Consider the following 13,289-nt stretch of genomic DNA (forward strand, 5'->3'; position numbering starts at 1 on the left):
AACAGTGAGGAAACTTCGCCATGCCATTCATCCCCCATACCGAAGCGGAAGTCCGCGACATGCTCGCGGCCATCGGTGCCGGATCGATCGACGAGCTGTTCGCCGAAATCCCGCCGGACCTGCGCTGCGGCGAGCTGAAAGACCTGCCCGAGGCGCTGTCGGAAATGGAGGTCTGCCGGCTGATGGAGGAACGCGCGGCCGAGAACCGCAGCGCCCTCTGCTTCGCGGGCGCCGGCGCCTACGAGCACTACATTCCGGCGGCGGTGTGGGAGATCGCCCTGCGCGGCGAGTTTTACAGCGCCTATACGCCTTACCAGGCGGAAGCGAGCCAGGGCAGCCTCCAGGTGTTCTACGAGTACCAGTCCATGATGGCGGACCTGATGGCCATGGATGTCTCCAATGCGTCGCTCTACGACGGCGCCTCCGCGCTGGGCGAGGCGATCCTGATGGCGCTGCGCACGAATCCGGAATCCCGCTCGCGCAAGATCCTGCTGCCGCGAAGCCTCAATCCGGTCTACAAGCGGGTCGCCCGGACCCTCACCCGCAACCAGCGGGTCGAACTGGTCGATCTGGACTACGACCGGAGCTTGGGACGGATTGCCGAAAACGCGCTGGAAACGTTCGAGGGGGGGGAGTTCGCCGCCGTGGTCATTCCGCAGCCCAACCACTTCGGCGTGCTCGAAGAGGTGGACGTCCTCGCCGACTGGGCCCATCGCCATGGCGCCCGCAGCATCGCCGTGGTCAATCCGACTGCCATGGCACTGCTGAAGCCGCCGGGCGAATGGGGCGAACACGGCGCCGACCTGGCCTGCGGCGAAGGCCAGCCCCTGGGGATTCCGCTTTCCGCGGGGGGCCCCTATTTCGGATTCCTCTGCAGCCGCCAGGACTTCGTCCACCAGCTCCCCGGCCGCTTGGTCGGACGCACCGTCGACGTAGACGGCCGCGAGGGCTTCACCCTCACGCTGCAACCCCGCGAGCAGCACATCCGCCGCGGCAAGGCGACATCCAACATCTGCACCAACCAGGGACTGATGGTGACGGCGGCAACCCTCTATATGGCATTGATGGGCCCCAAGGGACTGCGCAACATCGCCGCCGCCTGCCACGCCAACGCCTCGGCGCTGCTCGAGCGGCTGACCCGCATCGACGGCGTCGAACCGGTCTTCCCGGCTCCGTTCTTCCACGAAGCCGCGATCCGCCTGCCGCGGGCGGCGGACCGTGTGCTGGCAGGGCTGGCCGAAAGAGGGATACTCGGCGGCCATGTCCTTTCGGCCGATTATCCCGAACTCGGCGACGCCCTCCTCATCTGCGCCACCGAAACCCGTGGCCCGGAGGATATGGACCGCTATGCAGCCGCGCTGGCGGAGGTACTCGAATGCTGATCTTCGACCGTTCCCGCGAAAGCCGCGCCTGCGCCAGCCTGTTTCCGCAAACCCCCGCCGACATCCGCGGCCTGCCCGGCCACCTGCTGCGCCAGACGCCGCCACCGCTGCCGGAAGTGACCGAGCTGGACGTCGTGAGGCACTACACCCGTTTGTCGCAAAAGAATTTCTCCATCGACACCCACTTCTATCCCTTGGGCTCCTGCACCATGAAATACAACCCCAAGGCGGCGAACGTGCTGGCGCAGCAGCCCGGCTTCGCGGCGCTCCACCCCCTGGGTACCGAACGCTTCGGCCAAGGCACCTTGAGCTGTCTTTACGAGTTGCAGGAATATCTGAAAACGCTCACCGGCATGACCGCCGTCAGCCTCAGCCCGGCTGCCGGCGCCCAGGGCGAATTCTGCGGCGTCGCCATGATCCGCGCCTACCATGACGCCCGCAACGACCATGAGCGCAACGAAATCCTCGTCCCCGATGCAGCCCACGGCACCAATCCCGCCTCGGCCGCCATGTGCGGCTACCAAGTCAGGGAGATTCCCACCAACGCGGACGGCGACGTCGATCTGGAGGCACTGAAGCAGGCAGTGGGCCCGAAGACCGCCGGCATCATGCTCACCAACCCCTCGACACTGGGCGTGTTCGAACACCGCATTCCCGAGATCGCGGCGCTGGTCCACGAGGCGGGCGGCCTGCTCTATTACGACGGCGCCAACCTCAACGCCATCCTGGGCAAGGCCCGGCCCGGCGACATGGGTTTCGACGTCATCCACCTGAACCTGCACAAGACCTTCTCGACCCCGCACGGCGGCGGCGGCCCCGGTGCCGGGCCGGTCGGCGTCAACGCCAGGTTGCAGCCGTTTCTGCCGCTGCCGATGGTGGCAAGAAGCGGGAACGGTTATCGCTGGCTCGCCGAAAGCGACCGCCCCCAAAGCATCGGCCGCCTCTCCGCCTTCGCTGGCAACGTCGGCGTGCTGCTGCGGGCCTATGTTTACATCCGCCTGCTTGGATATCCAGGTCTGCGGCGAGTCGCCGAATATGCCACCCTCAACGCCAATTACTTACAGAAGAGACTGGTGGAGGCCGGATTCGACACCGCTTTTCCGACCCGCCGCGCCGCCCACGAATTCATCCTCAGCGTGCAGCGGCAGAAAAAGGAGCATCACGTCACCGCCCTCGATTTCGCCAAGCGGCTGCTCGACTACGGCTTCCACGCGCCGACCGTCTATTTTCCGCTGCTGATTCCCGAGTGCCTGATGATCGAACCCACGGAAACCGAGAACAAGGAAACCCTGGACGCTTTCGTCGACGCCATGGCCGCGATCCTGAAGGAAGCCGCGGAAGAACCGGAACGGCTCGGACAGGCGCCGCACTGCACGCCCGTCCGCCGGCTGGACGAAGTGCGCGCCGCCCGCCATCCGGATCTGGCCTGGAAACCGGCAGCGCCGGTCCCCCCTCGCTGATTTCAAAAAACGGCCTGCAAAAAGCCCTTCCGCCTCACGGTCGGAAGGGCTCGTTGCCGAGGAAAGGCGGCGCTCGATCAGCGATACATGAACTGATCGATGTCGCTGGAAGAGGGGTAGAAGTACCACGTTTCCGGCGAGGTACAACCTGCCGGCAGCGGATTGCTGGCCGTATCACGCACCACGGTCACGGACGGAGCGGCACCGTTGGCATCGCCCAGGGAGGAGACAGGGAAGCTCGGGGTCGGCTCCAGCAGCCAGGCCTCGACCTTCTTCTTGCTGCAGTACTGGACTGTCGGCATGTAATACACCGCTTGATTGACGCAGGCGTCCGCGGGGAAGAGCGGCGTCTGCCAGCCGGCCTTGACCCGGAACGTGAAACCGGCGTACTGGGTACCGGGAAGGTTGCCGTTCTTCCACACCATTGCCCGAGTGCCATCGCCGGTCGGATGAATGGGGCCGTTACGGGTTTCGACCTTGCCGAACCCCGCAGTCATCGAGGGAAGCGCGGTACCCCAGTCCCACATCATGGCGTTCTCGATGACCTGGACGGGCTGGCCCGAAACCGGCTTGGCGATGCGGTTCAGAGTATGCCCCTGCGGCGGCATTACGACGACCTCCACGACCGGGAAGTGCTTTTCGCCTTCGCTGCAGTCATGGGGAATGATCGCCGTCGGATAGACGGTCTTGCCTTCGATGTACTTCACCGAGGAGCCGTCCGGGAAAGCCTGGAAGCCGGCATGGCCGAACACCTGGCCGGCGCTCAAGGCGACTCCTGCGCTCAGCAGGGACAACGACAGAAATTTGTTCGTATTGGACATTGCTGTTTCTCTCTCCTATGCGTTCTCGAAAAGGCGAAGCCTACTGAATGAGACACTAAGCGTGCCACGGCCACCCATATTGCAACTACATGATAAAACGATACATTCCTATTACCAGCAAAGACGATTTGAGTCATTTCACGCATCCAATGTGTTATTACGCTCACTTCCAGGCGCGAATTCACGCACGGTGGCAAGGCAATTTACACAGCCCGCGAGCCACGGTTTCACTTGCGATTCCCTTGGCCCCGCACTATCTTGGAGGTCCTTCGGTTCCGTATCGCAACCGTTTGACCAGCCACACTCTCGTTAATATCCCTGCGAACGGAAAATTCGTCCCCATGGCCACCCTCGCCTTCGCCAACGAAATCATGTCGTGAAACGTCCCAGCCGAGCGGCAATCGTCCGCGGCATCCTGGTCGCGCTCGTCGTGCTACCCATGGCGGCACTATGGTCCGCCCTGGAGCCGAACCCGCTGGTGAACGCTCCGCTCCCCGCCTCGCATGCCTATGACGGACAGGACTTGCTCAGGGCACGCAAGCGCGGCGGAGAAGCAAGAGCGGTTCACCTGACTGCCGGCGACATCGAAGCCGCGGTCAACGACCTGATGGCCCGAAAGAAACTCGACGGCGCCATCCGCACCGACATGCAAGGCGGGTGTCTGGCCGCGACCGTCACCCTGCGGCTCCCTTACCTGGCGGGCTGGTTCCTGAACATCCGGCTGACCGTCGAGGACGGCGATCCCTTGCCCGCCGTGACCGGCCTGCGCGTGGGGTCGCTCCCTCTGCCGCCCAAGGTGGTAAACGCCTTCGTGATTCACCAGATGGAAAAGAAGGGCTTGCTGCCGAACGTGCCGGGCGACCAGGGTCTCATCCTGTCGGCGCATATACGCGACGGGAAGCTGGAACTGACTTTCACCGGCGAATCACAGACGGCAGAACGTCTTCGCGCGCTGATCACCGAAGCCGCCGGCGCCGAACGGATTCGCTCCTACCATGACCGGCTCGCCAATGCGCTGAGCGAATCCAACACCCGTCACTTCATCCGTCTGGGGATACTGACGCGGGCGCTGTTCGCGCTGGCGGCGCAAAGGTCCGGGATCACCGATCCGGCAGCGGAAAACCGGGCGGTCATTTTGCTGTTGGCGGCCTATGTGAACGGCTATGACCTGATGAGCGGCTCGGACGGCGATGCTCAGCCCTTGCCGGTACGGTCCGTGCTGTTGCAGGGACGGCAGGACCTCGGCAGGCATTTCATGACCTCCGCCGCTTTCGCCCTGGCGGGCCAGCGCACCCTGACCGACGCCATCGGTCTGATCAAGGAATTGAACGACACACACAGCGGTAGCGGATTCAGCTTTACCGACCTGGCCGCCGACCGCGCCGGCACGGTGTTCGGCAAACGCGCGACCCAGCCGCAGTATGCCCGACGGATCCAAGGGATACTGGCCGCCAGTACCGACGATGCGGTCTTCATGCCGAATGTGGGAGACTTGCCGGAGCGCCTTCGTGGCGCCGAGTTTTTCGAGCGGTTCCGGGATGTCTACAGCCCACAGTTCGAACGGCTGACCCAGCTCATCGACGAGCGGATCGACCGGCTTTCACTTTACACCGCCCCCGACTCCCAGGCCATCACTCACAAAAAAGCCAGCCCCGAGGGGCTGGCTCCTGGTGCCGAGAAAGCGGACGGAACTTAGTCGTAATCGAAGGTTCCGTTCGGCAAACCGGGCAGCTGCGGCATCTGCTGCTTGGGGAATTCGCCGGTCAACGCATTCAGGAACGCGACCACGTCGGCGACCTGCTGATCGCTCAAGTCCTTGTTGAGCTGCAGCTTGGCCATCACCCTCACCGCCTCGTCCAGCGTCTTGACCTTGCCGTTGTGGAAGTACGGCGCAGTCAGGGCGACGTTGCGCAGGGTCGGCACCTTGAACAAATGTTCGTCCTCGGTCTTCTTGGTGACCTCGGCCCGGCCCTTGTCCCGGGAGAATCCGTATTTCGCCTCGAACATGCCGTTCTCGAAAGTCGGGAACTTCATGAAGAACGGCGTTCCCTCCGGCAGAGTTGGACCATTGAACGCCGGGCCGCTGTGGCAGTTCGAACAGCCGGTCTCGGCGAAGGTGTTCATGCCCCGCACCTGCTGTTCGGTCAGGGCGGTCTTGTCGCCGCCGACGTACCTGTCGTAGGGGCTGTTCGGCGTGATCAAAGTGCGCTCATAGGCGGCGATGGCCTTGGCGGCATTGTCCGCCGTCACCGCATCACCGCTGCCGAAGGCAGCGGCGAAGGCTTCGGGATAACCCGGAATGGCCTTGAGCCGGGCCACGACGTCGTCCCAGCTCTTCATGCCCATCTCGATGGGGTTGGTCACGGGTCCCTTGGCCTGCGCTTCCAGGCTGGGCGCGCGGCCGTCCCAGAACTGCACGGAATTGAAGGCGGCGTTCCAGACCGTCGGCGCGCTGCGGCCGCCGACCTGGCCGTGGACGCCGACCGAACCACCGCGGTTGTCTTCGCCGCCGAGCATCACGTTGTGGCAGGAATTGCACGACACCGTGCCGGTGGAGGACAGGCGCGGGTCCAGGTAAAGCATCTTGCCCAGTTCCACCTTGGCCGGGGTGCTCGGATTGGCCGCAGGTTCGGGAGCCTTGGCGGGCAGTGCCTGCCAGTCGGCAACCGCCGCCGACGCTCCGGCCAGGGCCAGGGCGCCGGTCAGCAAACGTAGAGTGAACATGGTGACTTCCTCCTCGGTGTGGTGTTGTTTTCAAACGGCGGTATCGCCGGGTCCAGCGCGTTCTTATAGGGAATTACGCGCCAGTTTGCAACCGCCACGCCGCCAGGTCAGTGCCGGGTCGGCGCCTGCCCCACCCGTACCACCAAGTCCTTCGGTATTGCGACCAGATCGAAGGAATCGAGATAGCGTGCCACCAGTTCTTCACTGACGTTGATCTCGACACGCGGCGGCGCCGGCTCGGTCAACCGCTGTATGCGCTTCTCCAGCCGCTGGGCGGAAAGATTCAGGCTCACCACCACCCCCAGCCCGAAGCCCACCGCCAGGAACAGCAGATACATCGTGATTTCGATAGTCATCGGAAATTCTCCTCGCCCGCAAACCGTGGGCGTCTCATGGCTCTGACATGGTGTCCCGATGAAGGATTTCAACGTCTTGCAACATTTCACCTTGACGAACCGCGAGCACCGTTCGGCGGATGTGCTGGTTCAGGCATAATCGCCCCAGACTTCCAAAAAAAGATACGGAGAGGCGACATGCGAATCTTTCGAACCAAGGCAGTTTCCACTGACGACTGCTCAGGCGGCGGCCTCAAACGCTGTCTGGGCGCGCTCGACCTGACCCTGCTCGGGATCGGCGCGATCATCGGCACCGGCATCTTCGTGCTGACCGGCATCGCCGCCGCCACCCAGGCCGGCCCCGCCGTGGTTCTGTCCTTCGTCTTCGCCGGACTGGCCTGCGCCTTCGCCGCCCTGGCCTACGCCGAACTGGCGGCCTGCGTCGGCGGCTGCGGCAGCGCCTATGGATACAGTTACGCGGCTTTCGGCGAGCTGATCGCCTGGATAATCGGCTGGGACCTGATTCTGGAGTACGCAATCTCGGTGGCCGCGGTCGCCAACGGTTGGTCGGGCTATTTCGCCAACGCGCTGACCGCCGTCGGTCTGGAATTGCCGGACTACCTGACCAAGGCGCCCGAGAAGGGGGGGATCATCAACCTGCCGGCCTCGGCGATCATCATCCTGCTGATGGCTCTGCTCATCGCCGGAGTGAAGGAGAGCGCCCGCCTCAACACCGTCATGGTGTCGGTCAAAGTACTGGCCATCGCGGTGTTCGTCGCCGTCGCCAGCGCCCATGTCGATCCCGCCCATTGGGATCCGTTCCTGCCGTTCGGCTGGTTCGGCCACGATGCCGAAGGCAGACCGACCGGCGTGCTGGCCGGAGCTTCGATCGTGTTCTTCGCCTACGTGGGATTCGATGCGGTCTCCACCGCCGCGGAGGAAGCGCGCAACCCGATGCGCGACGTGCCGATCGGCATCATCGGTTCGCTGGTGTTCTGCACCCTGATCTACATCGTGGTGGCGGGACTCCTCACCGGCGTCGTGCCCTACACCGAACTCAACGTTTCCTCGCCGGTCGCGCATGCGCTGCAGCTGCTGGGCATCCGCTGGGCTTCCGGGCTGGTCGCCACGGGAGTGATCGCGGGGCTCACCACGGTCATGCTGGTGCTCTATTACGCGCTGACCCGGATCATCTTCGCCATGTCCCGCGACGGGTTGCTGTCGCCCTGGTTTTCCGCCGTCAACACCCGCACCCAGACCCCGGTACGGGTGATCGTCCTGTGCGGCCTGTTCATCTCCCTGGTCGCCGGCTTCGTGCCGCTGGGCGAACTGGCCGAACTCGTCAACATCGGCACCCTCTTCGCCTTCGTCCTGGTGTGCCTGGGTGTGATCGTGCTCCGCGTCACCCGGCCGGAGCTCCACCGGCCCTTCAAGACACCCGTCGTGCCCTGGTTTCCGATCCTGGGCGCCCTCTCCTGCGGCGCCCTGATGGCCTTCCTGCCGGCCCTGACTTGGCTGCGTTTCGTGGTCTGGCTGCTGCTGGGGATCGGGATCTATTTCGCCTACTCCTACCGCCACAGCAGGCTGGCGGACTAACCTCGGAAAACGTCCTTCCTGCGCCGGATTTCTGCGAACACCTCCACCTCCGGCACACCGGGCAAACCCAGCCTCGCTCTGATTTCGGGGCTTTCCGGCCGCAGGAAGGGATTGGTCGCCAGCTCTTCACTCAGGATGGAGGGTACGGTGGCCGCCCCCTCACGCCGCAAGGCCTCGACCCGCTCCACGCGTTCGCGCAAGGCGACGTTGCCGGGCTCGATCGTCACGGCGAATCGGGCATTGGCCTGGGTGTATTCATGGGCACAGAAAACCTTCGTCTCCGCCGGCAGCGCGCGCAGCCGCTCCAGGGAACGCCACATCTGCTCCGCACTGCCCTCGAACAAACGGCCGCAGCCCAACGCGAACAACGTGTCGCCACAGAACAGCGCGGCATCGTCCTCGAACCAGAAAGCGACGTGGCCGGAAGTGTGCCCCGGGACATCCAGCATCCGGGCCGATGCGGAACCGAGCCGGAATTCCTCGCCGTCTTTCAACGCGACATCGATTCCCGGGATGCGGTGGCGATCTCCTGCCGCGCCGACGATGGTACAGCCGGTCGCCGCCTTGAGCTCCAGATTGCCGCCGACGTGGTCACCGTGGTGATGGGTATTGAGTACATGGCCGAGCCGCCAGCCCCTGGCATCGAGCGCCTCCAGCACCGGCCCGGCGACGGCCGGATCCACCGCCGCGGTGGCGCCGCTGCCGGGCTCGTGGAGGAGATAGACATAGTTGTCTTCGAGCACGGGGATTTGAAGGATTTCGAGCATCAGGGCTTGCCTTGCAGGTATCTGGCGATGTCCTCCCTGGAAAAACCGATCTTCCGGGCGATGCGGTCGGCATGGCTGACCCGCGACACCCCTTCGATCAGGCGGTAGGTCGGCTGTTCATTGCGGAATTCCACCTGCCGCGCCTGCCCGATCCGCCTCCCCTGGTAGACGTCCACCAGTTCATGGTTGTGGGTGATGAGAACCGTGGTGTTGCCCTTTTCCCGGAAGCCGTCGAGGATCGCGACGGAGATGTCCATCTTTTCCTCGTTGGTCGTCCCTTCCGACAGCTCATCCATGATGACCAGGCTGCGCGGCGTCGAGGCCAGGAAGATGTCCTTGGTCCGCTTGAGTTCGGTACCGAAGCGGCCTTCGCCGTCCGTCAGATGGCTGATCTCGGGCACCTGGTAGAACACCCGGTCGGCGACGGTCAGCTCGGCCCGCTCCGCCGGCACGTAACAACCGGCCTGCGCCAGGATCTGGACCTGCGCCAGGGTCTTGCAGAACGCGGTCTTGCCGCCGCTGTTGGGACCGGTGATGAAAGTCAGCCGCTGCTCGGTCAGGTCGATGTCATTGGGCACATAGAGCGGATCGTTCTTGGCCAACACCGGATTGCGCACCCCGCGCAGCGACATCCGGTGCCGCTCCCCGTCCAGGATGGCCGGCAGCGTCATGAAATGCCCGAAGGACTCGCGGAACCGGACGAAGCTCATCAGCTCGTCGAGCTGGCCCAGCGTATCCAGCGTGGCTTGCACTTCCTCGGAGCGACGGTAAACCTCGCGCAGAGGATAGATGATGCCATCGCGGTCCATGCCGCCGACGATGGGCACGTAGACGAAGCCGATCGGCAGCAGGAACAGCCAGAACACCGGCGCGATCGACGCCGCAATGTCCAGCGCGAACGGCAAAAACTCGATCGCGGCCAGAAACAGCAGCACCGTGACGGTAAGGCCGACCGGCTTGAACAGCGACGGCCGAAACCGGATGCCCGGTGTGAACCACCCCTTTTCGGCCCGGGTGCAGACCCGCCTCTCGGTCCGGTACACCGGCCCCTTCATCAGGGCGTAGGCGCGTGAGCGGGCGAAATCGCGGACTTCCCGCACCAGTGCCTTGAGATAGGCGCTGTCCGGTTCGGGCAAACGGTTGGCGCGCTCGACCAGCTCGAGCATGAAGCGCGTGCCCTTGATATAGGTGGCGTAGCCGTAGCCGTCGATTTCCAGGGGATGCGCAGGTGAACCGATCAGCCCCAGGAACTGGGCGTAGAGGAGATTGTAGAACTCCCCTTCCAGCTTGGCGGCTTCGGCCAGCAGGACTTCGAGTCCCGCCCGCAGCTCAGCGTTCCGCTCCAGTTCCCGCACCGCCTCCTGCTTGGCGCGGATCAGCCCGGCGTCGACCGGCGGCTGCGCGAGGGAGCGGTACAGCACGGCCCGCCCGATGGCCGTGGTGGCATGATCGGCGGCCTCGAACAGCTTGTCCACCTCGATGACCCGGAATGCCTGTTCGTCCAGCACCGCCGCGCCGGTCCGCCCCGGCGCGACCGAAGGGATCTTGGGCGGTTCCCTGCCGTCGGATTTCAAAATCGTCGGGTAGCCCCGGATATCGATGGATTCCACTGTACCGCCCTCGCTCGACTGACAAAGTGCAATTTTGAACCGGTTGGGCAAAGGAAGGCAAAAGCCACAGGCTCGGCCATCCTCTCGGCAGCCGTTTTCCAGATACGGCTTACCGCCAAGCCCGGCTCGGCATCGGGTCCGTGGCCCCGATGATCTGGTCTCCGATAGCCGATGACGATCCTGCCCGCTCCCCCAATCGGGCTACCGCCACCGATGCACCAGCGGCACCACGACCCTGCGCCGACAATCGTCGAAGAGCGAAGACGGGACGGCGTCCCCGTGCGGGCGGCCGGTATTTCGGCGGACATCGAACTGGGCCATCGGAACGTCGAATGCTCGTCGGCAAAAGAACCGTGTTTTTCCTCGAAGTCATTCCACGAGACAACGGTCGCTTCGACGCGTCGAGGTTGTTCGGGCCGGCATTGCAACTCGCGTTCGACGAATTCGGCAAGCAGGGCTCGACAACCCCGGACAGGTCATCGGTCGACCGGCGGGCACGCTCCGCCCGTTCCTCGTTGAGACCGAGATCGACCGGGCGCTTGCGAACCCGAGAGAAGAAAGCATTGATCCCTGGACTCCCGCCGATCCGAACTTGAGGCGCCCCCCGCCTGCGCATACCATTAGCCGCCCGAATTCCCGCATCCGGCGTCGGAAAATCCGGCGAACCCTTGAAGAGCCCCTATGCAAAAAGCCCTGTTCAATCTCGTCCTGCGCGGCCTGGAAAAGCAGGTGCCGGCCACCGGCCTCGGCCTGTTCCGGCTGGCGTTCGGACTGGTCGCGTTCCAGGAAATCTGTTTCCTGTATTACTTCCGCCAGCTGATCTTCGATCCGGTGCCCTACCTGGACATCGCTTCGCCCTCGGTCCATCTGTTCCTGGTGCTGTGGGCGATCGCCGCGCTGTGCCTGGCGCTGGGACTGTACACCCGGCTCGCCGCCATCGCCAACTACCTGTTCTGGCTGGTGTTCACGGTGTTCACGCCGATGTGGAAGGACTTCGACGGCGGCTTCGACCAGCTCATGCTGGGATCGAGCCTGCTCTTGATCTTCCTGCCCTCGGAACGCGCCTGGTCGCTGGACCGGCTGCGCCTCGCCTGGCGCCATTCGACGGTGGATCGGTGCTACGCCCTGCCGCGGACGGTGCCGGTGCTGTGTTATTTCCTGCCGCTGGCGGTGTCGCTCGGCTTCATCTATTTCGATTCGGTGATCCACAAGCTATTCGCCGAGTTCTGGCGCAACGGCTTGGGGCCCTGGCTTCCCTCCTCGCTGCCTTATTACATGTCGCCGCTGGACATGGGCTGGCTGCTGGAGATCGAGCCGCTGCAGCGGGCGATCGGCTACACCATCATCGCGTTCCAGTTCGCCTTCCTGTTCCTGCTGTATTTCCGCCGCTTCCGCGTGCCCCTGATGCTGGTCGGCCTATCGCTGCACGCGGGCATCATCGTGTCGCTGAACATCTACCCGTTCGGCTTCGGCATGCTGGTGCATTATTTCCTGATGGTGCCGTTCCGTTGGTGGCGGACCCTCGGGCGAACCCTGCGCCCGGCGGAGCCGGCGTTGCAGGTGTTCTACGACGAGCGCTGCCCGCTGTGCCTCAAGACCGTCCTCGCCATCGAGCATTTCGACGTGTTCCGCGCCGTGGAATTCCGCGGACTGCAGACCCACGCCGCGACGGCACCCCCTCTCGAGGACATTCCCGAACGGGACCTGCTGGGCGATCTCTACGCCGTCGACCGCGAAGGGCGACGCTATTCGGGGGTGGCGACCTACGCCCGCATCCTGGTCGCCATGCGCTATCCAGCGCTGGCGGGACTGGCGATGCGGCTGCCGGGCCTCGCTACGATCGCCGACCGGGTCTACCGGCGTATCGCCGACAACCGCGTCCGGCTGGGCTGCGACGCGTCCTGCGCGCCGGCGCCGGGCCGGACGGAGCCCGACCTGGCCCAGCGCATCGGCCGATGGGTCGGCGGCAGCCTGCAGCAGCGGGCCAACCGCATCAGCCGGATGCTGGTCGTCGTGCTGATCCTGCAACTCAACTGCACCCTGCACTACGCCATCCTCTATCGACTGGGCGTGGACACCAAGGCCAACGAAGCCGGACAGGTGCTGACGATGCTCAGCAATGCGCTGATTTCGGCCTCCCACACGTTCTTGGGCATCACCCCGCATCCACTCTACCTGCACGACCATTTCCAGGGCTACGAGCACATACTGGGGATCGTCCATCTCGACTCCGACGGCAAGGAACGCTGGCTGCCGTTCGTGGACGAGGAGGGCCGGATCGTGTCGCCGAACTGGGGCCGGGTGCATTCCATGTGGGCTAACGTCGCGGTGACCCGACACATGGACCCACGCCGACTGGACAAATTCGTGCGCAAGGTGACGGCGTTCTGGGGCACCCGCCTCGGGCTGGATCTGAACCGGACCACGTTCGTGCTCAAGCTCAAAACGGTCAAAGCACCGATGGACTGGGAGCCGGGCCTGCGCCGGTACAACCTCGCCCAACCCTGGGAGGACGTCGGCCGGGCGGTGTGGCGCGACGGCGAGATGCGGCTGGAGCTGGACCGCGACCTGGAGGCGCTGAGCGCCGACTGAGT

Annotated in this window: 10 protein-coding genes; 5 read left to right on the forward strand and 5 right to left on the reverse strand. The window is 64.5% G+C overall.

The features are described 5' to 3' along the window. Positions 1-20 precede the first annotated feature (20 nt). Together gcvPA and gcvPB are read left to right on the forward strand one after the other, a co-directional pair. Positions 21-1,382, forward strand: coding sequence for an aminomethyl-transferring glycine dehydrogenase subunit GcvPA (gcvPA, locus tag H156_RS0109240; protein WP_017365249.1), 1,362 nt, complete (start codon positions 21-23; stop codon positions 1,380-1,382). Next, positions 1,376-2,842: an aminomethyl-transferring glycine dehydrogenase subunit GcvPB gene (gcvPB, locus tag H156_RS0109245; RefSeq protein ID WP_017365250.1), complete on the forward strand. Its 1,467-nt coding sequence runs from the start codon at positions 1,376-1,378 to the stop codon at positions 2,840-2,842. Before gcvPA ends, gcvPB begins: the two co-directional genes overlap by 7 nt. 77 nt (positions 2,843-2,919) lie before the next feature. Here gcvPB and H156_RS0109250 read toward each other — a convergent pair whose 3' ends face one another. Next, positions 2,920-3,663 carry a hypothetical protein gene (locus tag H156_RS0109250; protein WP_017365251.1) on the reverse strand — a complete coding sequence of 248 codons (744 nt, stop codon included), beginning with the start codon at positions 3,661-3,663 and terminating at the stop codon, positions 2,920-2,922. Between the two features lie 376 nt (positions 3,664-4,039). Between H156_RS0109250 and H156_RS0109255 the strand changes: the two genes are divergently transcribed. After that, positions 4,040-5,359, forward strand: a complete 1,320-nt coding sequence (locus H156_RS0109255) for a YfiM family lipoprotein (RefSeq protein WP_017365252.1) — start codon at positions 4,040-4,042, stop codon at positions 5,357-5,359. On the opposite strand, the gene H156_RS0109260 is transcribed toward H156_RS0109255, so the two are convergent. Then, positions 5,356-6,387 (reverse strand): cytochrome-c peroxidase, encoded by a 1,032-nt coding sequence (locus H156_RS0109260; RefSeq protein WP_017365253.1) that lies wholly within the window; start codon positions 6,385-6,387, stop codon positions 5,356-5,358. The two genes, H156_RS0109255 and H156_RS0109260, sit on opposite strands and share 4 nt — an antisense overlap. Positions 6,388-6,494: 107 nt before the next feature. Next, complete coding sequence (locus H156_RS0109265) at positions 6,495-6,743, reverse strand: hypothetical protein (RefSeq protein WP_017365254.1); 249 nt, start codon at positions 6,741-6,743, stop codon at positions 6,495-6,497. Positions 6,744-6,920: 177 nt separating this feature from the next. On the opposite strand from H156_RS0109265, the gene H156_RS0109275 reads away from it, so the two are divergent. Then, entirely contained in the window at positions 6,921-8,318 is a 1,398-nt protein-coding gene (locus H156_RS0109275) for an amino acid permease (protein WP_017365255.1), read from the forward strand. On the opposite strand, the gene gloB is transcribed toward H156_RS0109275, so the two are convergent. Then, complete coding sequence (gene gloB / locus H156_RS0109280; protein WP_017365256.1) at positions 8,315-9,085, reverse strand: hydroxyacylglutathione hydrolase; 771 nt, start codon at positions 9,083-9,085, stop codon at positions 8,315-8,317. The two genes, H156_RS0109275 and gloB, sit on opposite strands and share 4 nt — an antisense overlap. Then, on the reverse strand, positions 9,085-10,695 hold the full coding sequence (locus tag H156_RS0109285; RefSeq protein WP_017365257.1) for a MutS-related protein: 1,611 nt from the start codon (positions 10,693-10,695) through the stop codon (positions 9,085-9,087). Before H156_RS0109285 ends, gloB begins: the two co-directional genes overlap by 1 nt. 681 nt (positions 10,696-11,376) lie before the next feature. On the opposite strand from H156_RS0109285, the gene H156_RS0109290 reads away from it, so the two are divergent. Continuing rightward, positions 11,377-13,287, forward strand: a complete 1,911-nt coding sequence (locus tag H156_RS0109290; RefSeq protein ID WP_017365258.1) for a DCC1-like thiol-disulfide oxidoreductase family protein — start codon at positions 11,377-11,379, stop codon at positions 13,285-13,287. Positions 13,288-13,289 lie beyond the last annotated feature (2 nt).

It is taken from the genome of Methylococcus capsulatus str. Texas = ATCC 19069 (assembly GCF_000424685.1).
Classification (GTDB): domain Bacteria; phylum Pseudomonadota; class Gammaproteobacteria; order Methylococcales; family Methylococcaceae; genus Methylococcus; species Methylococcus capsulatus.